Source organism: Saccharibacter floricola DSM 15669, from assembly GCF_000378165.1.
Taxonomy (GTDB): Bacteria; Pseudomonadota; Alphaproteobacteria; order Acetobacterales; family Acetobacteraceae; genus Saccharibacter; species Saccharibacter floricola.
Window position 1 is genome coordinate 1 of sequence record NZ_KB899339.1, and the last position, 22,142, is coordinate 22,142.

Consider the following 22,142-nt stretch of genomic DNA (forward strand, 5'->3'; position numbering starts at 1 on the left):
CGAAACCGAACGTAGACGGAATTCCATTTCCCGTAACGTTCATACATGTCTCGCCAAGGACAACCGACACGCAGGACATACAGCATTCCGTTGAGAAAAAGCCGATTATCGTGTGCTGGACGTGACCAGCGACCGCGCTCAGGCGGCAAAAGCTCACCAATAATCGCCCATTCTGCGTCTGTTCAATCACCGCGCATACACTCTTTCCTTTCCGATGATAAGGGAGGGCATCATATGCAAAAATATTTTTTGTCAACAGCTCCTAAACCGCTGGATCTAGAAGAGCGCTCATTCTGTTTTCTTACATATAAAAGCCTATAAACACGCGGGAAGAGCTAACCCTTCATGCGCGATTTCTGTGAAATTCGCACAGTTGCGCACTCAAGAAGCCTTTTCTGCTGATGTATTATCATATTATGTTGCATGATACATAATATGATAATACATAAATGAGAGTTTCTTACTCCATTCCCATGAGAAGGATAGAGCGATGGTTGATGAAGCGCCGAATGGGCTCAGTTTAGATGAGCAAGTGTGCTTCCCGTTTTATGAAGCGTCAAATCTCTTGCAACGACTTTATCGGCCTCTTTTAGAGCCTTTTAACCTGACCTATGCGCAATATTTGGTCATGCTCGTCCTGTGGGAGTATGACGGAACAAGCGAGGTCACGGTTGGAATGATCGGTGCACGGTTGGGGTTTGAAACCGGGATATTGTCTCCGCTCCTTAAGCGCATGGAAGCACGTGGTCATGTGATACGTAAGCGCAGCAAAGATGATGAAAGACGCGTTATTATTACGCTTACTCAGCATGGCCGCAGCCTGCGCGACAAAGCACAGACGATTCCTGAGCAACTGCTTCGTCACTCTCGTTTAAGTGAGAGTGACACACATCGTCTCCGTGAGAATGCACAGAATTTTACACGTTGCTTGCGTGACATGCTGCGTTCTCGCTCGGTTTAATCTGATATTTTTTAGGGAGTATCATCATGAAAACCCCAATTACGTACCATGACGGTATCGAACATATCTCTTCAGACGAAGGAAGAGTTCATCAAGGGCTGCGGAAAGAGTTTCATAAGATTATTTCTACGACTCATCGAGATCATGAGTGGGCAGCGCGTGGGGTGCATGCCAAAAGTCATGCATTGCTTGAGGGGACGCTTCGTGTCCATGATGACCTTCCAGAGGTTCTCGCTCAAGGGTTATTCTCTCGCCCTGAGACCTATTCGGTTGTTATTCGTCTGTCAGCTATTCCGGGAGATCCGCTGCGGGATGCCGTCTCTGGGCCGCGTGGTTTTGCTTTGAAAATCAACGATGTTAAAGGCCCATTACTGCCCGATAATGAAGGTGTTCCGGTGCAGGACTTCCTGTTTGTGAATGGCCCTGTTTTTGCAGCGCCAGATGCAAAGGGATTTTTGCGTACATTGAAGCTTCTGACACTGACGACAGACCGTTTTGAAGGACTGAAAGCCAAACTGTCACAGTTTTTACGGGTCATTCAAAAACGCTTAACGCGTCTTGGGCGTTCAAACGATACAATTGGCGTCTTGGGGGGATATCTTCCTTCTGTTCCTGTTGCCGATCGTTTCTTTAGTCAAGTTCCTCTTCGATTTGGGCAGTATATTGCTAAGTTTGACGTTGTTCCGTCGTCTGAAAGCTTTCAATCTCAGCAAGGCAAGCTACTGGACATTGATAAAGACCCATTGGCTATTCGTCATGCGTTAGAGGAGCTGTTTCGCACTGAAGGGGGCAGTTGGACGCTGCGTGCGCAGTTATGTCGGGATGTAACAGAAAACTCAGTCGAGGATGCGGCGCACGTATGGCCGGAAGAGAACAACCCTTACTTACCGCTTGCAACCATCACTGTGCCGCCACAAGAGGCATGGTCAAAAGAGCGAGCGCATCTTTTGGAAGACACTCTGTCGTTTTCTCCGTGGCATGGTCTAGAGGCGCATCGTCCATTAGGGAATATTATGCGGGCACGGCGTGAGATGTATGCTTTTTCTTCCAAATTGAGAACACGCCTTAACGGATGCCCCCTTCATTTCAAGAGGTCTCGTTAGGTCGATTGAATTTTATACTGTATCAGAGCATCTATGAGAGAACGGATACAGTATAAAAATTATACTATACATCATGATTACTATGGGGGAGGTCACAACATCTTTGTATTTCCTGAGAAAATCATCTCAAAAAATGGTGTCCCGTACGGGATTCGAACCCGTGTTGCCGCCGTGAAAGGGCGGTGTCCTAGGCCTCTAGACGAACGGGACATAGAGGCGATGTCGTTGAGGGGGTTAATAGGCTAAAGGGAGGGGGCGGTCAACAGGGAAAAGCATCAAAAATGAAAAAAGTTAAGTTTTCTCGCTCTTGCCAGTATTCCAGCCGTAATTGCCCCGCGACATGGAGTAATGGCTGAGAGCGATCCTCAAGCACGTCGGCAAAGGCTTTGTCGCCTGCACGAAAGACAAGACCCTTGAGGCGGCTATAGCCGTCCTCGCCCTGTAAGATAACGCGGAGTGTATTGCCATCACGGCCAATGCGGTCGGCTTTGACACAGCGCACATGGCTGATAGCGAGCAAAGGCTCCTCGTTACCGGGGCCAAAGGGCGCGAGCTGGGAGAGCTGGCGGGCAAGTGTTGGCGTTGCGGCTTGGATGGAGATCACCCCATCAAGAAGCAGGTCTTCTTGCGGCGGGCGGTTTTGGGCTGCACTAAGCTGCTCATCAAGGAACGCGTGAAGGGCTGTGACGTTCTCTTCAGCTACGGAGAAGCCGGCGGCCATTGCGTGGCCTCCCCCTGTGATGAGCAAGCCTGCCTGCCGGGCTGCGATAATAGCGGCGCCGAGGTCGAGCCCCGGAACAGAACGGGCTGACCCTTTAACCGTTCCGTCTGTCAGAGCACCGACGAGGGTGGGGCGGTTAAAGCGCTCTTTCAGCCGCCCGGCGACAATCCCCACGACGCCGGGATGCCAGCCTTCACCGTGAAGAAAGATAACGGCGTGGCCTGTCTGAATTTGCGCTTCGGCTTGGCGGGCAGCGTCGTCCAGAATATGACTTTCGACGGTTTGGCGCTTGCGATTAACCTCATCCAGCTCTTCGGCCAGTATATGGGCCTCACCTTCGTCGGTGCTGAGCAGCAGGCGAAGCCCTTGGTCGGCTTTGCCAATGCGCCCCCCGGCATTGATGCGCGGGCCAAGCGCGAAACCACAGCTCATCGCGCTGCTGTCATTTTTAACGCCGGCGACATCGGCCAGTTTAGTGAGCCCCAAACGCTTACGCCCATTCATGATCTTGAGCCCTTGGGAGACGAGGGCGCGGTTGATGTCCCGAAGGGGCATGACATCGCACACCGTGGCAAGGGCTGTGAGATCCAGCAAAGCCATTGGGTCGAAAGGGGGATGTTTGGCAAAAAAGCCGCGTTGGTTGAGCGTGCGCCGCAGAGCAATGACCGTCAGGAAAGCCACGGCGGTGGCGCAAATATGCCCAAGGCCTGACGTGCAATCAAGGCGGTTGGGGTTGACCACAAAGCCTTTGGGCAGCATCGCGCCGTCTGGTTTATGATGGTCAAGCACGACCCGATCCACACGGCCTTCAAAATGATCCAGCACATCAATGGCGGCGGTGCCGCAATCCACACAGATGAGCAGCGTGCTGCCTTGGGTGAGTAGATTTTCAAGTGCTGGAATATTGGGGCCATACCCTTCCTCAATACGGTCAGGAATATGGGTATGAACAGTGCAGCCAAGTTGGCGGAAAACGCTGGTGAGCAACGTGGTACCACAGGCCCCGTCCACGTCGTAATCGCCTAAAATCCCGATTGTCTCACGTTTTTCGACCGCATCAGCAAGCCGCTCGGCCGTGCGATCCATATCCATCAAACATGACGGGTTAGGCAGCGCTGTGCGAAGGCGAGGTTCAAGAAAATGCGCGACATCATCAGCTGTTAAACCACGACCAGCAAGGATACGGGCGGGCAGCTCGGCAATATCCAGCTTTTGGGCAAGCTGGAGGGCGATGCGGTTTTCATGCTTCGCTAAGGACGGATGCCGCCAGACCCAACGACGCTTCCCGGCACTGCGCTCCACATGGAGCACGGTAGGATGGGACATAGACGTCTGCGGGGTGTTCGGCAGCATGAAGGGCCTCTGTTAAATGCGCTGTAGATTGGGGAAGGTCTGTGTTTAGACGGAGGCCTAAAAGCGTGAGAGCCCCTCCCCATCAGTGAAGGGGAGAGCATGAGGGAAACGTCTCTTTCTGGCAAGATGTGCGGTGTTTGATCCATAGAGGCGGTGCCCAGAACCCTTTCAAAATAGAAAGAGTATTATTCCACTAAATTTCACGATCAAACGAAAATTGGCACATAAAACCTATCAAGACATGGTGTTTCATGTATTCGTTTTGTATCTTTTTCTTTGTGCGAATAAATGAAAAGGATCATATGATGAAAAATATATTATCGACTATTTTTATGATTGCAGGGTTTTCCCTATCGCATGCCCAGTGTGCAGCTGCAGATATAGGAAAGGTGCAGCATCTTGCCAGTCAGGGGGACGTAAAAGCTCAGCATGAGCTGGGGATTATGTATAGTGAGGGGCAAGGTATTCCCCAGAATAATGAGAAAGCCTTTGAGTGGTTTCACAAAGCCGCAGATCAAGGAGATGCAGACGCTCAGTTTGCTTTAGGGCTTATGTATAACGAAGGGCGAGGGGTTCCCCAGAATGATGGAAAAGCGGTTGAGTGGTTTCACAAGGCCGCAAATCAGGGGGATGCATACGCTCAGTATAACTTAGGGATAATGTATCATACTGGGCGAGGTGTTCCCCATAGTGATGAGAAAGCGGTTGAGTGGTATCAAAAATCTGCAGATCAAGGGAATGCAAACGCCCAGTGTTCTTTAGGAGGTGCGTATCGTCATGGGCGAGGTGTTCCTCATAGTGGCGAGAAAGCGGTTGAGTGGTTTCAGAAAGCTGCAGATCAGGGAGATGCAGACGCCCAGTATGAGTTAGGGCTTATGTATGGCACTGGGCAAGGTATTTCCCAGAATGATGAGAAAGCTGTCGAATGGTATCAAAAAGCAGCAGATCAAGGAAATGCAAACGCTCAATCTAATTTAGGAAGCATGTATGGCACTGGGCGAGGTGTTCACAAAAATGATGAGAAAGCGGTTGAGTGGTATCAAAAGGTCGCAGATCAAGGAGATGCGGACGCCCAGTATGAGTTAGGGTTTATGTATGGCACTGGACGAGGTGTTCCTCAGAGTGATGAAATAGCGGTGAAGTGGTTCCGAAAAGCTGCGGCTCAAGGAAATGAAGCTGCCCAGAATACTTTGAGACAGTTGTTACGATAATGGTTTAAAGCAGAATTCTCGCTCCCGCTTTAAAGGTAAGTTACGGCAGGTTGAATGAGCGGGATGAAACGTTTTGATTCTGACTGAAAAAGAAGATCAAACAATTTTCTCAGTATCTTGCGGATATGTGTGAGAAGAAACTGATGTTGTTGCTTTGACATTTCTGGTGAGATGATGAATGGGCTTGATCCGAGCCTATTCATCGTCATGGAAATTGTTGAGGGTCTTTCTCAGTCAACTTTTGCCTTAAAGGCCGTTATTGCCCTGTGAGGAAAAGGGGCGTGGGGAGGATGTGGTGCCGTCAGGGGGTTGGTGGCCTGTTTCTTTACGAGGCCAAGAGAGCGCACAGCACGGAGCCGTGCGCTCAACTCCTTTGTCAACTGCGCGGGTGCACGTGGTGATAGGTGTCCATATAGCGGATGGTTCCACTTTCAGAACGCATCATGACCGAATGCGTGCGGATATAATCATTACGGAGCCACTCAACCCCTTTGAGCATATCGCCTGATGTCACACCTGTTGCACAGAAGAAGACTGGGCCATCGGCCATGTCGGTTAGTGCGAGGGTGCGGGTTGGGTCGCGGCCTGCGCTCATCTGACGTGCACGCTCGGCTTGGGCAGCGTCATCAAAGAGGAGCTGGCCTTGCATCTGCCCGTGGAGGCAACGAATAGCCGCGGCTGCGAGAACACCTTCAGGCGCGCCGCCGCTTCCGGCATAAAGATCGACCCCGCTTTCGGGCATGCAGGTGGCGACAACACCGGCGACATCGCCATCGCTCAATAGACGCACACGGGCGCCGGCTTCGAGTGTTTTTGCGACGAGTTCCTCATGACGCTCGCGCTCAAGGGCACAGAGGGTCAGGTCTGAGACAGCACATTTTTTGGCCCGTGCGAGTTCACGTAAATTGACCTCAATAGAGGCGTTGATGTCGATGAGGTCATCAGGGAGGCCCGGCCCTACAGCGAGTTTTTGCATGTAGATATCAGGTGCGTGCAAAAACTTCCCACGTTCGGCCAAGGCGACGACCGTAATGGCGTTGGGCATGCTGCGGGCGCAGAGATTGGTTCCTTCGAGTGGATCAACAGCAATGTCCATTTCATCACCACCGCAGCCGACCTTTTCCCCAATATAGAGCATGGGGGCTTCGTCCATCTCGCCCTCACCGATGGTCACGGTGCCGTCAATGGCGACCGTGTCAAAGGCGGTCCGCATGGCCTGCACGGCGGCACCATCGGCGGCGTTCTTTTGCCCCCGCCCTGTCCAGCGGGCGGAGGCAATGGCCGCAGCTTCAGTCACGCGGGCGAGGTCCAACCCCAGATTGCGTCCTGTAACGCGATAGGGGCGGACGGAGGACGCCGTGCTCATGGCATCGCCTCAATTTTGAGCGCTAATGGAGCAGTGCTGAGACTTTCATGGCGGCCAAGGGCGTAGAGGGTGCTGTGCAATGTCCCTGCAAGGACAGGATGCGTGACGCAGACGAAATGGAGGGAACCATTCGCTTCTTTGCGCAGGCTTGCGTGCTTGAGAGGGATTTTATGCTCATCAAGCAGGGCGTTGATGCTCTCTTCCGTGACGTTGTCCGCCAGAGAGAGACGGAGATAATAGGCTCCCTCAACCGTGTCGCTCGGCACACAGAGCGCAGCTTTTTCAGGGGGCTGTTGGCCCCAAAGTGGCAGATGATGGCCCCGACCGAGGTCGATCAGATCCGCCATGACAGCCGTGGCGGTAGGGCCTTCGCCGGCTCCTTGACCAGAGAGGGTGACAGCACCGCTAAAGGCACCGACGGTGGTTAGCGCGTTAAAGGCGCCGCCAACCTGTGCAAGACCAGAGTTAAGCGGCACGAGGCATGGCTGAACGGAGGCATCCACCCCGCCATCTTTTGTGCGATGTGCCACACCGAGGAGTTTGATGCGATAGCCGAGCTCTTTGGTATAGGCGATATCGGGGCTGGTCACACCGCGAATGCCCCGGACATCAAGGCTTTCAAAGTCGATCGGTTGGAAGGCAATACCAGTCAGAATGGCCAGCTTATGGGCGGTGTCCCATCCATCCACATCGGTGGAGGGATCAGCTTCAGCAAAGCCTTTTTCTTGTGCTTCTTTGAGGACATCGCCAAAGGCACGGCCTGTTTCTTCCATCTCTGAGAGGATGAAGTTGCAGGTACCATTCATGATGCCGCCAAGCTGGGTGAGCTGATCGCCAGCGAGAGCTTCACGCACAACTTTCACAGCAGGGACAACGCCCGCCACAGCGGCTTCATAGTAAAGCGGGGCGTTGTGCTCTGCACTCAATTGAGCGAGATGAGCCCCATGCAACGCGATGAGCGCCTTGTTGGCGGTGACAACGGCTTTGCCATTTTCCAGTGCTGTGGTGACAAGCTTGCGGGCGGGGTTGTTGGCTCCACCAATCAATTCCACCACGACATCCACGTCTGGGTCACTCGCTAGGGAAAGCGGGTCTTCATGCCACCGAAAAGCGGAGAGGTCTTCCCCACGGTCACGCTGGCGGTTGCGCGCACTGACGGCCACAATTTCTAAAGAGCGCCCCGTGCGTTGGGTAATCAGCGCGGTATGGGCGCGGAGGAGGCGGATCACCCCAATCCCCACCGTGCCAAGGCCGGCAATGCCCAGACGGAGGGGGGTGGAGTGTGAGCGTTTAAGAGGGGCGCTATCAGTGTTTGTCATGAGGTTTGCTCCCTAACGGATCAGAAGACGCGGCCGATGCAGGCGTGCCGGCATTATGATGGTTCATGAAGGCTTTTATTGAGCGGATAGCCTGGCGAAGGCGTTGGGTATTTTCCACCAAGCCGATCCGCACAAAGCCGTCGCCATGCTCACCAAAGCCGATACCGGGGGCAACGGCAACTTTGGCTTCCTTGAGCAGCATTTTGGAGAATTCCATACTGCCAAGATGCGCAAATTTTTCAGGAATGGGGGCCCAAGCGAACATAGAGCTTTCAGGGGTTGGCACATGCCACCCGGCTGCATGAAGGCCGCTGATAAGCACATCGCGGCGGTCTTTATAGAGGGCGCGCATGTCATCGACATAATCTTGCGGGCCATTCAAAGCGGCAACAGCGGCAACCTGCACTGGGGTAAAGGCCCCATAATCGAGATAAGACTTAATGCGGGTGAGCGCTTGGATCAGGTGCTTATTGCCCGCAGCAAAGCCAATACGCCAGCCAGCCATGGAGTAGGTTTTGGACATGGAGGTAAATTCTACCGCAATGTCCTTTGCCCCCGGCACAGCGAGGATGGAGGGTGGTGGTGTGTCGCCAAAATAGATCTCAGCATAGGCGAGATCGGACAGAATCCAGACATTTTCCCGCCGTGCGAAAGCAACAATTTCCTTATAAAACTCCTCCGTGGCCTGCATGGCTGTCGGGTTGGAGGGGAAATTGATAATCAGCGCGGTAGGTTTAGGCACGGAGTGACGTACGGCGCGATGGAGGGCTTCCAACATCGCTTCACCCGGCTCGGCAGGGATAGAGCGCACCGACGCCCCGGCAATGATAAAGCCGAATTGATGGATCGGATAAGAGGGGTTCGGCACCAAAATCGTATCGCCCGGGCTCGTAATTGCTGAGGCCAGATTAGCCAGCCCCTCTTTAGAGCCAAGGGTGGCGATAATTTCGCTCTCAGGGTCGAGGTCTACCCCAAAGCGGCGCTGATAATAGGCTGCTTGAGCTTTGCGCAGGCCGGGAATACCACGGCTAACAGAATAGCCATGCACGCGCGGATTGCCGATTGTTTCGCGCAATTTCTCAATCACATGCTGAGGGGGCGGGCTATCAGGGTTGCCCATGCCGAGGTCAATAATATCCTCACCGGCCGCTCGGGCGGCAGCCTTGGCCTTGTTGACTTCTGCGAAGACATAGGGCGGGAGGCGGCGGATCCGGTGGAATTCTTCAGTCATGGGGTCCCATCGTGCAGCGCTAAGGCTGAGTTAAGCATAAAAACAAGACGGTCATTTTTATAAAACGACCAAAGCCATGTTTCATCACCAGAGCCGTGCAGACAAGAGACTTTTGGTCAGAAAAGATGGTTTTTATGAATTTCTTACAAAGATGGCCTCTTAAATAGGGTAATAAAAGGAAAAGAATTGGTGCGATGATCGTCCCTTGATCCCTTTGTCTATAAGGAAGGAAGCCATGTCCTCTCCCTCTGATGTTTTTAATGATACTTTGAACGCTGCGGAACAAGGTGATGTAGAGGCGCAGTTTCATGTGGGGCAAATGTACGCATCCGGATACGGCGTTGCATCAGATGACGTGCAAGCGACCGAATGGTTCCATGTGGCGGCTGAGCGAGGCCATGCAAAAGCGCAGTGTAATTTAGGGTGGCTGTACCGGACGGGACGCAACGTCGTGCAAGATGCACCAAAGGCCGTGGAATGGTATCGCCAGGCGGCACAACAGGGTGAGCCTTATGCGCAATCTAGCCTCGGTGCGATGTATGAAGCTGGGCAAGGCGTTGCACAGGACGATGAGCAGGCTGTGCAGTGGTTCTGCCGAGCGGCAGAGCAGGGATACGCGGACGCGCAATGTCGCTTGGGGTGGCTCTATTGGACAGGGCGAGGCGCTGTCCAAAATAACGAGCGCGCTGTGCAGTGGTTTGGTAAAGCGGCTGAACAGGGGAATATAGATGCGCAAGTCGCGTTGGGGACGATGTACCAGCACGGGCAGGGCGTCGCTCAGGATGATAAAAAGGCCGCCCAATGGTATCGCAAAGCAGCCGAGCAAGGAGATGCGGACGCTCAGTGTACCTTAGGGGTGATGTATCGCGAAGGGCGTGGCGTTGCTCAAGATAATGTTCAGGCTGCGGCATGGTATCGCCTGTCGGCTGAACAAGGAGATGCGAACGCGCAATGTAATTTAGGGAATATGTATGCCTTTGGACAAGGCGTTGCTCAAGATGATGAGCAGGCGGTTTATTGGTACCATCAGTCTGCCAAGCAGGGCTACGTAGATGCACAGTGCAATCTCGGGGCGATGTATCAGCACGGGCGTGGCGTTGCGCAGGACGATGAGCAGGCCGTCCGGTGGTACCGTAAGGCTGCCGAGCAGGGATGTGCGACAGGGCAGTTTAATGTAGCGGTAATGTATGAGAATGGGCGTGGCGTTGCGCAGGATGATGAGCAAGCGGTGCGTTGGTATCGCCTGTCTGCCGAGCAAGGCTATGCGGCGGCACAGTGCCATTTGGGATGGATGTACGATCAGGGTCGTGGCGTTGCGCGGGATGAGGAGCAAGCCGTGCATTGGTATCGCCTGTCTGCCGAGCTGGGCCATGTGAACGCGCAGTGTAACTTAGGGGTAATGTATGAGAATGGGCGCGGTGTTGCGCAGGATGATGAGAAAGCGGTGGCGTGGTACCATCAAGCCGCTCAGCGGGGCAGCAACGTCGCCTTATATAATATGGGAGAAATGTATCGGCGCGGGCGTGGTGTGCCCTTAGACCGACAGAAGGCGCTCACATATTATGGTCTGGCGTGTGATGGAGGGATAAAGCAGGCGTGCCAGCGGCAAGCGGCTCTTCAGCAGGAAAGTGCGGAGGAAGGGGTTACTGTGGGTAAGAGCATTAAAGCGTTCTTTTCTAAGTTTTTCTCTTAAAAAGGGAGAGAGGTGCTTTCCCCGAAGCTCATGCGGAGCGTCCTATAGAGGGGGAACGCCGTATGGATGGAACAAGGGAGGGGCTCTTTGGCCTCTCCCTGTGTCCATTATGGCGCTGATCGTCTGTTTAGAAGGCAGAATAGGCGTTCTTTTTTACCCCATCACGCCTGATGTTTGGCCGCCATCAATGGCGATGGCGCTGCCGGTGAGGTAGGCGGTGGCAGGGTTGCACATGGAGACGACCATTTCAGCAATTTCTTCACGTTGGCCGAGGCGCCCGATGGGTTGGGCTTCTTTTGTGCGGCGGAGCCCTTCAGCGCCACCGAGGAATTTTTCAATCATGGGTGTTTCAATAGGGCCCGGGCAGATAGCGTTAATGCGGATGGCCTCGCGGGCATAATCCATCGCTGCTGCTTTGGTCAGGCCAACAACGCCGAACTTGGCCGCTGTGTAAGCCGCAGCAGTGCGGAACCCGACAAGCCCTGCTGTGGACGCGCTGTTCACAATCGCACCGCCGCCGCTTTTGAGCATGAGGGGGATCTCATATTTCATGGACAGAAAGGTGCCGGTGAGGTCAATATCCACCACGCGTTTCCATTCTTCGGTCGAGATAGAAGCAGCCGGTGTGCCGCCTTGGCCGATCCCTGCATTATTAAAGGCGGCATCAAGACGCCCCCATTCTTTTTCTATGAGAGAAAGCGTACGGGCGAGGTCGTCTTCGTTGGTGACATTGCAAGGGAGGCAGAGGGTTTCGGTCCCGCCTAGAGTGGCGATACGCTGGGCAGTGTCATGTAGGGGAGCTTCTGATGAACCAGCTAGAGCAAGCTTGGCACCGCGCTGGGCAAAAGCAAGGGCTGTCGCTTGGCCAATTCCTGTGCCTGCTCCTGTGATGAAGACGACTTTTCCATTCCATGAGTGATCGTGAGGGGAAGGCATCATTTTTTCCTTTATCGATGTGTCTTTATCGTGAGGAGGGCGTGCTCAAGCATCCCTCATTGTAAAATGATCGCCCCCCGCCATCAGTGCGGGTTCTCTGAGACCAGAGGGAATGTGTCTATCGTGATAACGCCGCATGATCCTGCCTAAGGAGCGTCTCATGATGAGGGACGATCTAAAGGGAGGATGATGGAAAATCCTTTGGGAGGGGTAGAATATTTCTGTAAAAAACTTGCCTTATTTTCCGTTTTTTTAGGTCGTGGAAAAGCAAGCGTCTTGTGTTGTTACAGCTGTGAGAAAGAGGGTATCATACTGAGAGAATGTTGACTTTTCCGTGCATGTGCTGGAGTCATTCTTAATGACATTATTGGTGTGGTGAGATTGTCTACGTGATTGTTACGTTCTTTAATACATTCTTCTGTATCAATCATGATACGTTATTTCATGTTAATATGTGTGATTATAACGATCACAAAGAGCAGATTGCCTCATTGGAAGATATGATGCGCTGTGGATATAAAATAATTCCCCTTAATGATTATGGTGTGTTCTGTTGCGCGCAGGATGGCGCGTTTCTATCCCCACAACCTGATGGAACCGTAGCCCATGCCGCTCGTCCTCTCGGATGGGAGCAGTTTCGTTTCTGTGATGGTGGAGAGCCTCTCCAAGTGGCTCCTGTGGACGAAGGGGCGACCATTCCTAAGATTATTCATCAGACAGAAGAACCTTCAACCATTAGAGAGCAATTTATACCGAACATCAATCAGTTAAAGAGGCTTAATAAAGACTATAAATATATTTATTATTCAGAAAAAGACCGTCATGATTTTATATACCAACATTATGGATGGGATATATTGAAAGTATATTTACGAATCAATCCAAGATATGGAGCAGCCCGAGCGGATTTATTTAGGTATTTGTGCCTCTACCGTTATGGGGGCATCTATTTAGACATGAAGTCGGGATGCGATCGACCTTTTTCAGATATTATCCAACAGAACGACACACTTCTTTTATCGCATTGGATGTCTGCTCAATCGACGCGTTATCATAGCTTTGGGAAATCCCCCGTTATTGGGCATCTTCCTTATGGTGAGTTTCAACAATGGTTTATGATAAGCGCTCCTGGGCATAAGCTTATCAAGAACGTCATAGATCAAGTCATCTCTAATATCATGCTTTATGATGAGCGTATTTTCTCGGTCGGAAAAGACGCCGTGCTTGGTCTTACAGGCCCGCATGCGTTTACCCGCGCACTCATGAACCATGTGACATCGGATAATGCGCGATTGATTGATTCAGAGCGTGAGGGGATCATTTATGAACAGGTTGAACCCTATGAGCGATTGACTGACTATCGTCATGAAGGAACGCCCATCGTTCTGTGAAAGCAGCTGATAGATGAGCGTGGTGGCTCGTTATACACTTTAGTCATAATGTCTTTAATGCGGTCCATAAGGAGGTCAGTGATGGCGTCAGAACTGTGTCAGACTCTCCAGCAGGCTGTGAGCCGTCATTGTGTGGATAAAGTGACGAAGACAGCCCTTGAGAGCGTCACACTTTACCGAGCGGAAAGCCCCACAGACCCTGTTTTGGTGGTGTATGAACCACGTTTTTACGTGGTGCTACAGGGCCAGAAGACGCTCCTCCTTAACGATCAGCCTTTTACTTATGGGGAGGGAGAGTATCTGATCTCAGGGTTGGAGTTGCCTGTTTCAGGCCGTATTACGCGCGCCTCTCTTCAGAAACCTTATCTCGCCCTATGCTTGTCATTTTCTCCTGCAGAGATTGACGCGGTTTTGCAAAAAAGTGTCGGGTTTGTGCATAAACCTATGCATTCTCGCCCAGCGATGGGGGTGAGTGAGACGAGCGTCGTGGTGATGGAGGCGTTAGTACGTCTTATGGCGCTGTTGGACGATGATGAACCGTCTCCTTTCTTGGCAGAGCTTATCAAGATGGAGCTGCTCTATCGTTTATTGCAGGAAGAGCAAGGCCCGATTTTGTATGGTATGGCGCGTGAGCAAAGCGATGTGGCGCGTATCACGAAAGCGTTGGACTGTCTTAAAGAACATTTCCGCGAACCCTGCGAGATTGGCGCGTTGGTGGCACAAGCAGGAATGGGGCATTCTCAGTTTTATAAACATTTTAAGATGTTAACAGGGATGACGCCGGTTCAGTATCGCACGCGCTTACGGCTTCAAGAAGCGCGGCGTTTGATGGTCTGGGAGGGGTCGAAAGCAGCAGATGCAGCGTTTGCTGTGGGCTATGAAAGCCCATCGCATTTTAGTCGCGATTACCGGAAGATCTTTGGCCGCCCCCCACATGCGGACTTAGCCTTTATCTGCAGCATTGGAGTGGAGCGCTATAGCGCGCTCCATGAGGAAGTGTGGCGATAGATAGCGGCGGTTACGGTAGGCGATAGAGCACACGTACGCCGTCTCCAATGGGGTCTGCGCGGAGCTCGATCTTTTCTGCTGGGACGCCACGAGCGATGAGCTGCTGGGCGACGGTTTTGGCGCGGAGCAGGCCGAGCGCCATCCCATTGCGTTGATCTTCTGGGTTAAGGCCAGAGGAATCGCCAAGGGCGGTACCAAACCCATGGATGAGGATAATATTATCGTGACGATTCGTGCTGAGGTCATTCAAGCGTGATTCTTGCCCGTCTTTCAGATGGTCTGTGTCTGTTTGAAAGAGAAGCAATGTGCCAGCCGGTGTGCGGTTATCAAAGTCTGGCACGCGCGTGGTGATGGCCGCAGGAATTTGGAAGCCTGGGAAGGTTAAGGGAGGTGGAGGCGCATTATCGACATGCGGCAATGTGGCGGGTAGCCGGTGGTCAATAGGCTGGTATGTGAGTGATGAGGGCGTTCCCTTACCCGGCCCTTGCGTGTCGTGTGTGAGGGGCGGTGGTGGCGGTGATGATCCTTGATTTTGGCTCACCATTGTCATGCTGTTGCCGTTGCCCGGTGCAGGTGGGAGGGGGTTGAGGCGATTGGTGCGTTGGAGTGGGCCGCTGGCGGCACTCAAGCGTTGGGCGCGGTTACGCTGTTCTTCCAACTGTTGGGTGAGCTCTGTGCGGGCTTCAGCGCTTGGAAATTCTGGCGTGGTGGTTGGGGTGCGGCCAATATGAGGGTAAGGCTGCCCATAACCGGGCGCAGGGGGCTGGAGGCGGTACACTTCACCGCCTTCAATCCCATGAACCCAGTCCGCTGTTGTAGTGGCGGCACTGCGATGTTGGCACCCGGTGAGGAGCGTCATGCAGGCGCTTAGTCCCAGTCCTGCACAGATCAGCTTTGCCCATGATGAGGGAGCGCTGATGGGTAAGGAAAGGGATGAAACGCGCTGAGAGGTCATGGTCCGTCTTCTCATTAGAGTGGCATTATCGAAAAGCCCTTACGGGGCGAAATGAGGGCACGATAACGGGTTGGCAGCCTATCAGGCAATCATCCCCTGTGGTTTTCTTGTCGTAGTTATCATAAAAAGCAGTCTGTCAGTGAAGAAGAAGACCGTTTTATGGCTTGGCATGACGAGAAAGCAGGAGCAGGATAGGGCCATGATGACATATGACGAACGCAACCAACAGCCCTCCTTTCAGAACGCCCAGCAGGATGTCACTGGACGGGAGGCATTATCTGTTATGAGCGCGGCCCCGCATACGCTGGACGATGAGCCGGAAGAAGCGGACAAAGACAAAGCCCAGCCTTCTGTAGAGGTGGATAAACACCTCTTTGAGCAGCGGAAGGTTTTGATCTTCGGTGGGGTCAATGACCGTCTAGCGCGTGAGGTAACGGCCCGTCTGCTGGCCCTTGCTGGGACATCAGACAAGCCGATTGACGTTTACGTTAATTCCCCCGGTGGTCATGTGGAAAGTGGTGACACGATTCACGACATGATCCGTTTTGTGGATTCTCAAGCGCCTGTAAATATCATTGGCACAGGCTGGGTGGCCTCTGCTGGTGCTCTGATCTTTGCAGCGGGACGGCCGGAACGCCGTCTGTGTCTTCCCAATACGCGTTTCCTCCTCCACCAGCCAATGGGCGGGGTGCGTGGTCCGGCAACCGATATTGATATTGAGGCCCGTGAGATTATCAAAATGCGCGAACGTCTAAACCGGCTTTTCGCGCGTGAAACAGGACAACCCTACGAGAAAGTGGCCCGTGATACGGACCGCAATTATTGGATGTCAGCACATGAAGCGATCGAGTACGGGCTGGTGAGCCGCGTCATCACTTCAGCGGCTGATCTTGGGTAGTTTTGGCTCCCATAGACTTGAGTAAGGAAGGAGCACGCCGTGAGCGACGTGAAGAATGCTAAGGGTGGTAAAAAGACACTGGCTGATATTTACTCTCATCTGCCAGACAAACCGTCAGACCGTACGCTTGAACAAGTAGATTATGAGGCTCGCCATTGGAGCAGCCCTGTTAAAGGGCCGATCAAGCCGGGTTCTGTGGAACATAAAAAAGCCATGGCCGATATGTTCCGCGAGACGTTTAACCCCTACAAGCCGTCTGTGATTCCGTGGCCAGATCTAGACCCTGACACGCTTCATCGTATCACTTCGTTGCCGATTTGGGACATTGCCGTGCAAACGGAGGGCAAGGCCCGTCTGCGTATGGCGGCTTATGCTGAGGTGATTGATGACCCCGATGTGCGGGATGCTATTTCTCGTAATGCGTGGGAAGAAAACCGCCATAAAGAAGTGCTTTCTCGTATGGTGGAGCATTATAACATTCCGCTGGCGCCGGAACCTCCTTACAAAGAACCACGTGATACGGAATGGGCTTATCTGGTGACAGGCTTCTCAGAATGTTGGGATAGCTTCTTTGCCTTTGGCCTGTTCGCGCTCGCTGAGCAAGCGCATCTTTTCCCACCGGAATTGATCGAGACATTTGAGCCTGTGATGCAGGAAGAATGTCGTCATATTTTGCTATTTGCAAACTGGCTGGCCTATCATCGTGCCAATATGCCGCTCTGGAAGCGCCCATTGTTTGAGGCCCGCGTGGTCGGTGTGTTGTTCTTCCTGCTTTATGAGCGTTTGAGCCTCGTGCGTTCATTCGATGACCAAGGTGTTGAGCATACGCAAGACAATAACTTCACCGTGACGGGTGCGAGGAGCATGACCGATCAGGACATCGACTTTGTGAACCTGATGGAACTGTGCTTGCGTGAGAATGAACGCCGCTTTGCCGGTTATGATGCTCGTTTGCTTCGCCCGCAGATGGCCCCTTTTGCGGCACGTCTCGCTATTGGTGGTGTAAAGCTTTGGAAGCGCTTTCGTGGCCAAAAGGCGGCTGTATAAACGCTTTTTAACGATGTGATGGTGTGGGAACACGCCTGACATTGTTGAAACCCCGCCTCGACACAAACGAGGCGGGGTTTTTTGTATGAGCTCTTTAGGGAGACGTCAGAGCTTGGCGGTTACGAGAGCGATGGATGAAAGCTGCTCGCATGATTAAGTATTGAGAGAGGCTTATATCTGCAAAAAGGTGACATGCTCTGACCGTCACGTCACTTTCTGAGGGGCTTTGAGCAGGAGGAGGAAGAACACACCAAGCAAGGAAAAGCCTAAGATAATGGCGGTCATGGGTTTTGGTGTGCCATTGGCAAAAGCGCCCACTAAAGCGGAGCCGAGGATGCCACTGCCATAATGGATAGCCCCCACCAAAGCTGAGACAGCCCCTGCGCGGCGTGGGTGCTGATGCAGAGCGCCCGTGAGAGAATTAGCGACGATAAAGCCAGAGGTCGCTGTGTAGAAGAATAGGGGGATTGCCAGTCCCCACAAGCCATCCCAGCCAGTGTTTCCTGTTACGGTAAGGGAGAGAGCAGAGGCAATGGCGATCCCTCCTCCTAGTGTGAGGAGCCGGTCACTGCCAAGGCGGTGGGCAAGGCGTGCATTTATGGCGTTTGCGCCCATAATCCCGATAATATTGAGCCCAAAAAGCAGTCCATAATAGCTGGGGGATACGTGATAATAGTTAATATAGGCTGCAGGTGAGCCGGAAATATAGGCAAACATCCCTGCATACAGACATCCCCCAGCACCGGCGTAACCAATGAGGCGCGGCTGTAGGAGGAGGTCTTTATAATGGGCAAAGACACGCGCAAGAGGCTCATGATGGCGTCGGTTAGGCGGGAAGGTTTCAGGCAGGGTAAAGAGCAACCCAAAGATGAGCACACCAATAACGGTGAGCACGGTGAAGATGCTTCGCCAACTTCCAAAAGCGAGAATTTGCCCACCGATGGTTGGAGCGAGCAAGGGTGTTGCAGCCGTGATGGTCATAAGATGAGACATCATGGCGGTAGCGCGGGCGCCTTCGTAAAGATCGCGCACCATCGCACGCGCGAGCACAACACCGGCACACGCACCGACGGCCTGCACAACGCGCCAGCTAATCATGATCGTAATGGAGGATGACAGCGCGCAGCCTAAAGACCCTATGATGAACAAAACGAGTCCGCAGGCTATGGGGATACGTCTGCCAAAGCGATCACCAATAGGCCCCCAGAAGAGCTGACCGACACTAAATCCCGCCAGAAAGCCCGAGATCGTGAGGGCTAATGCTTCTGGGCTGGCGTGCAGGCTGCGGGCCATGGCTGGCATAGCGGGAAGGTAGAAGTCCGTCGAAATAGCCGCAAAGCCCATGAGAAGGCTTAGGACAGCGAGAAGACGCCAAGAGGGAGCAGATGGGGACGATGTCATAATGGACGAAAAGGGGTCTTTCAGCCTCGGAGCAGATGATCCCTCAAAGGTAGGGGACGTGTGCTCGCTCTTCTAGAGGGAAATGGGTGATGTCTGTTATGTGAAACATATTCTGCGCGGTTTGCCGGGTGTTTGTGAGATGAGGCTGCTGAGGGTCTTTGGTTTATCTCACATCAATATCTCTTCCCTTGCAGGAAGGTTCTTTATGGAGGAAGGAGAGGCTCTCTATAATGCCCGACTATATAGTAAAAAGAGCCTTGGGTTCTGTGTAAGGGTGTTTAAATGGAGGCTTCCCGTCTCATGAGAAGCGTGCAAAAGGGAAAAAAGACTATGATGCGCTATCGCATCCTTATTGAGCGTGGCGATCAAAACACGGCTTATGGCGTGATTGTCCCAGATCTTCCCGGTTGCTTTTCAGCAGGTGATACGGCTGATGAGGCCATCATAAACACGACTGAAGCGATAACGTTATGGATTGAAGAGGAAATAGACGCAGGGCGCTCCATCCCCCAGTCCTCTCCTCCTGCGGCTTTTACACCCATTGAGGACGATCAGAGTGAGCAATGGATGTGGGGGTGGGCTTATGTTGACAGAGCCGTGCTTGATGTAAGCGCCGAATGCTCCAAGAGCACAGGCTCACAGACCGACTGACTTGATAGAGGATATCTGCCTGCTTTTGGGCCTTTCCTAGCATGTGATTGGCTAGGAAAGACCGAGCAGAGAAGAGGAGAAAGACTGTCTTTCTCGAGTGGGTTATACGTCGTCTTCCTCGCTGGGCTCGGTAACGAGCGCATCGGCGATTAAGCCAGCATCGGCACGGATGCGGTTTTCGATCTCTTGAGCGACTTCGGGATTGGCGCGCAGATAGTTCTTGGAGTTTTCGCGGCCTTGGCCAATGCGGGTGCTGTCGTAAGAGAACCAAGCACCGGATTTCTCCACGATATTGGCCTTTACCCCTAGGTCAAGAAGCTCACCCATTTTGCTGATGCCTTCGCCATACATGATGTCGAATTCCACCTGCCGGAAGGGCGGGGCCATTTTGTTTTTAACGACCTTGATCCGTGTTTGGTTCCCCTTCACCTCGTCTTTGTCTTTAATCGACCCGATGCGACGGATGTCCATCCGGATAGACGCGTAGAATTTCAACGCGTTCCCACCGGTGGTGGTTTCAGGGCTGCCGAACATCACACCGATCTTCATCCGAATTTGGTTCAGGAAGATGACGGTGGTTTTGGAGCGAGAGACCGAGCCTGTCAGCTTACGCAGCGCTTGGCTCATGAGGCGGGCATGCAGACCGACATGGCTATCACCCATATCGCCTTCAAGTTCGGCACGCGGCACCAGAGCAGCGACCGAGTCAACAACCAACACATCAATGGCGCCAGAGCGCACCAACGTATCGGCAATCTCAAGGGCTTGCTCACCGGCGTCTGGCTGGCTGAGGAGGAGTTGGTCAACCTTTACGCCCAAGCGGCCTGCATAGAGTGGGTCTAGGGCGTGCTCGGCATCAATAAACGCAACGGTTCCGCCTTTCTTCTGCGCTTCTGCGAGCGCATGGAGGGCGAGTGTTGTTTTACCCGAGCTTTCCGGCCCGTAAATCTCGACAATACGCCCACGGGGGAGGCCGCCAATGCCCAGCGCAATATCCAGCCCTATGGAGCCGGTAGAAATGACTTCAGGCTGCTCTTGTGGGCGGTCGCCCATCCGCATGATGGCTCCCTTCCCAAAGGAGCGCTCAATCTGGCTGAGAGCCCCATCAAGGGCTTTAGCTTTGTCAGTCGGTTTGTCAGTGGCCTTATCTGTGGCCATATCCATTAATCCTCATGAAAACAGAAACGGCAAAGCGGTGCCCTATAACAGAGCGCCTATCCTTTGAGAGAGTGTAGGATAAACCCGCCTTTCTCTATTGGTAAAGGGCGGAATGTCTTTGCGTTCTTCTTAGCAAAAATCCTTTCAAAAAACGCTGCCTTAGCTGTTGTTAATAGAGCGTTTTTTGAAAGGGGGAATGAGTTTTCTTAACGTGATAGCGTATGGGCACTCATGCCATTGCCCTGCGGGTCTGCATTGCCTTGGCAGGAAGAGGGCGTGCGGCCACAGCTGATGCTGTTGAGGCGGCCTTCTCCGTGGCGTGGCGTGATGGGCTGGTCTGTGCTGACCTGACGAAGAGCTTGGGCGAGCGTATCCGCTGCTTCATTTTGACCGGAAGCGGCCAGCGCTGCGCGTACACGGCCACGACGATCATGCACAATAGCGGCACTCAGCAGAGGGTGTGGGTAACGTGGTGAGCCAGCGCCGAGGATCACGCCAGTGGTGCCAGCCATGCGCCCTGTGCCGAACAAATTATTCTCACTCAAGGCGCAGCTGACCGTCATCCCATCGCCATCAGTCACGACGAAGGAAGTTGACGCGGGTAGTGGTGGGAGACCAGCGGCGTCATTATGGTTCTGGGTAATGAAGCCCTGCGCGTCAGAGACGGTATGAAGGCCCGAACGGCGCCATGCGCTGACAGTATTTTGGGCGCTTCCTCCAGTGCGATAGGCTACGGCACTTCCGATTCCACCATCCGCTGGTGGGGCGAGCAGGCTGGTCTGGTATGGGCCTGTGCTGAGTGTCAGAGCACCTGTTTGGAGTGGGAGGGCACGGCGAAGGTCTTCGCGTGTGAGGCCACCGCCCGCTTGATTGGCTTGGGTGACAAATGTTTCTGCCAAGGCGCCATTATAGAGGTCGCCAATCCCGACAAGCTTGAGGCGTGAGAGGAAGGAGGTCAGGCGGGTTTGGGTGATGCGGTCACCCATTTGCACAGCCCCCGCGCCGCTATCACGCCCGAAAACGGAGAGGGTTGGTCCATTGCTTAACAGAGCGGTGCCGACAACGGTCAGGTCACGCGATAGAGCTTGGCTGACGGTCATCCCTTGTTGAGCAAGGGTAATGGCGGGGTCGAGCGTGTCGTCAAAGGCCACGCTGCCATAGCGCGTTTGGAGGGCGTAGAGCCCGCGCGCCATCATTGGAACAGTGGCGGGGCGATCACCCGTGCTGGAGCCTGCACTGGGGAGGAAGCTAATGGTTTGTGCTGTTTCATGCGGGCGCGAGACAAGGCAAGCTCCGCCGCCGCCCAAAGAGGCACGAGAGGGCAGCGTGACGCCAAGGGCGAAGCCTGTGGCGGTCGCGGCATCGGCGGCATTACCACCGCGGGCGAGGACATCACGCCCTGCCAGAGCGGCCTGTGGTTCATCAGCGACGACGGTGCCGCTATTGGGGGCATTCACCTTTTGCGTCGGGCCGAAAAGATGGTGATGCAGGCTATGCATAGAGGAGCAGCCCGTTACCGCACTACTGGTGAGCAGTAAGGTGCCCAGCAAAGAGGTCGCCCGGAGCATGGAGGGGCGTTTACGAGGGGCAGGGCAGGGCAGTAAAAACCGGCTCTGAGACTGTGCCACGATGGCGTATCTCCCGTTCCAAAGAGGGGGCGGCCTGAGCATAGAGGCGCGCGCGGTACTCATAAAGACGTTATCATTGATGGGTGACCTTACCCTAGCCTCAATTCTGGC

General features: G+C 53.6%; 18 protein-coding genes, 1 tRNA gene and 1 pseudogene. 9 read left to right on the forward strand and 11 right to left on the reverse strand.

Translation table 11 applies throughout. The features are described from left to right. Positions 1-170, reverse strand: a pseudogene (locus F457_RS13585) (transposase); the annotation flags it as partial. 320 nt (positions 171-490) lie between these two features. On the opposite strand from F457_RS13585, the gene F457_RS12500 reads away from it, so the two are divergent. Next, positions 491-961: a MarR family winged helix-turn-helix transcriptional regulator gene (locus F457_RS12500; RefSeq protein WP_018980466.1), complete on the forward strand. Its 471-nt coding sequence runs from the start codon at positions 491-493 to the stop codon at positions 959-961. Between the two features lie 26 nt (positions 962-987). After that, the gene (locus F457_RS0107210; RefSeq protein WP_018980467.1) at positions 988-2,064 is read left to right on the forward strand and encodes a catalase family protein; all 1,077 of its coding nucleotides are present in this window, start codon (positions 988-990) and stop codon (positions 2,062-2,064) included. A gap of 134 nt (positions 2,065-2,198) precedes the next feature. Here F457_RS0107210 and F457_RS0107215 read toward each other — a convergent pair. Together F457_RS0107215 and recJ are read right to left on the reverse strand one after the other, a co-directional pair. Next, a tRNA-Glu gene (locus tag F457_RS0107215) sits at positions 2,199-2,274 on the reverse strand. Between the two features lie 49 nt (positions 2,275-2,323). Then, complete coding sequence (gene recJ, locus F457_RS0107220) at positions 2,324-4,138, reverse strand: single-stranded-DNA-specific exonuclease RecJ (RefSeq protein ID WP_018980468.1); 1,815 nt, start codon at positions 4,136-4,138, stop codon at positions 2,324-2,326. Between the two features lie 302 nt (positions 4,139-4,440). Between recJ and F457_RS0107225 the strand changes: the two genes are divergently transcribed. Beyond that, positions 4,441-5,349 carry an SEL1-like repeat protein gene (locus F457_RS0107225; RefSeq protein ID WP_040920981.1) on the forward strand — a complete coding sequence of 303 codons (909 nt, stop codon included), beginning with the start codon at positions 4,441-4,443 and terminating at the stop codon, positions 5,347-5,349. Between the two features lie 376 nt (positions 5,350-5,725). On the opposite strand, the gene glpX is transcribed toward F457_RS0107225, so the two are convergent. Genes glpX through F457_RS0107245 form a run of 3 tightly spaced genes read right to left on the reverse strand, consistent with a single transcriptional unit; the run spans position 5,726 to position 9,265 of the window. Then, positions 5,726-6,715 (reverse strand): class II fructose-bisphosphatase, encoded by a 990-nt coding sequence (gene glpX / locus F457_RS0107235; RefSeq protein WP_018980471.1) that lies wholly within the window; start codon positions 6,713-6,715, stop codon positions 5,726-5,728. Then, a complete protein-coding gene (locus F457_RS0107240; RefSeq protein WP_018980472.1) occupies positions 6,712-8,034 on the reverse strand; it encodes a homoserine dehydrogenase in 1,323 nt (440 codons plus the stop codon). The genes glpX and F457_RS0107240 overlap by 4 nt, the downstream gene beginning before the upstream one ends. Beyond that, positions 8,021-9,265, reverse strand: coding sequence for an LL-diaminopimelate aminotransferase (locus F457_RS0107245; protein WP_018980473.1), 1,245 nt, complete (start codon positions 9,263-9,265; stop codon positions 8,021-8,023). The genes F457_RS0107240 and F457_RS0107245 overlap by 14 nt, the downstream gene beginning before the upstream one ends. A gap of 235 nt (positions 9,266-9,500) precedes the next feature. On the opposite strand from F457_RS0107245, the gene F457_RS12505 reads away from it, so the two are divergent. Continuing rightward, complete coding sequence (locus F457_RS12505; protein WP_018980474.1) at positions 9,501-10,958, forward strand: SEL1-like repeat protein; 1,458 nt, start codon at positions 9,501-9,503, stop codon at positions 10,956-10,958. Between the two features lie 153 nt (positions 10,959-11,111). On the opposite strand, the gene F457_RS0107255 is transcribed toward F457_RS12505, so the two are convergent. Then, positions 11,112-11,897: an SDR family NAD(P)-dependent oxidoreductase gene (locus F457_RS0107255; protein ID WP_211209038.1), complete on the reverse strand. Its 786-nt coding sequence runs from the start codon at positions 11,895-11,897 to the stop codon at positions 11,112-11,114. A gap of 386 nt (positions 11,898-12,283) precedes the next feature. Between F457_RS0107255 and F457_RS0107260 the strand changes: the two genes are divergently transcribed. Next, entirely contained in the window at positions 12,284-13,285 is a 1,002-nt protein-coding gene (locus F457_RS0107260; protein WP_018980476.1) for a glycosyltransferase family 32 protein, read from the forward strand. Between the two features lie 81 nt (positions 13,286-13,366). Beyond that, a complete protein-coding gene (locus F457_RS12510) occupies positions 13,367-14,293 on the forward strand; it encodes an AraC family transcriptional regulator (protein ID WP_018980477.1) in 927 nt (308 codons plus the stop codon). A 10-nt stretch (positions 14,294-14,303) separates the two neighbouring features. On the opposite strand, the gene F457_RS12515 is transcribed toward F457_RS12510, so the two are convergent. Then, complete coding sequence (locus F457_RS12515) at positions 14,304-15,248, reverse strand: OmpA family protein (RefSeq protein ID WP_026294265.1); 945 nt, start codon at positions 15,246-15,248, stop codon at positions 14,304-14,306. Between the two features lie 283 nt (positions 15,249-15,531). Between F457_RS12515 and F457_RS0107275 the strand changes: the two genes are divergently transcribed. Both F457_RS0107275 and F457_RS0107280 read left to right on the forward strand, forming a co-directional pair. After that, complete coding sequence (locus F457_RS0107275) at positions 15,532-16,146, forward strand: ATP-dependent Clp protease proteolytic subunit (RefSeq protein ID WP_040920985.1); 615 nt, start codon at positions 15,532-15,534, stop codon at positions 16,144-16,146. A 39-nt stretch (positions 16,147-16,185) separates the two neighbouring features. Next, on the forward strand, positions 16,186-17,193 hold the full coding sequence (locus F457_RS0107280; RefSeq protein WP_018980481.1) for a ferritin-like domain-containing protein: 1,008 nt from the start codon (positions 16,186-16,188) through the stop codon (positions 17,191-17,193). Positions 17,194-17,397: 204 nt separating this feature from the next. Here the strand turns inward: F457_RS0107280 and F457_RS0107285 are convergent, their stop codons facing one another. After that, positions 17,398-18,594: a multidrug effflux MFS transporter gene (locus tag F457_RS0107285; RefSeq protein WP_018980482.1), complete on the reverse strand. Its 1,197-nt coding sequence runs from the start codon at positions 18,592-18,594 to the stop codon at positions 17,398-17,400. A gap of 330 nt (positions 18,595-18,924) precedes the next feature. Between F457_RS0107285 and F457_RS12520 the strand changes: the two genes are divergently transcribed. Then, positions 18,925-19,245, forward strand: a complete 321-nt coding sequence (locus F457_RS12520; RefSeq protein ID WP_245539124.1) for a type II toxin-antitoxin system HicB family antitoxin — start codon at positions 18,925-18,927, stop codon at positions 19,243-19,245. Between the two features lie 102 nt (positions 19,246-19,347). On the opposite strand, the gene recA is transcribed toward F457_RS12520, so the two are convergent. Beyond that, the gene (recA, locus tag F457_RS0107295) at positions 19,348-20,409 is read right to left on the reverse strand and encodes a recombinase RecA (protein WP_018980484.1); all 1,062 of its coding nucleotides are present in this window, start codon (positions 20,407-20,409) and stop codon (positions 19,348-19,350) included. Positions 20,410-20,609: 200 nt separating this feature from the next. Further along, positions 20,610-21,971: a gamma-glutamyltransferase gene (locus tag F457_RS0107300; RefSeq protein ID WP_018980485.1), complete on the reverse strand. Its 1,362-nt coding sequence runs from the start codon at positions 21,969-21,971 to the stop codon at positions 20,610-20,612. Between the last annotated feature and the right edge of the window lie 171 nt (positions 21,972-22,142).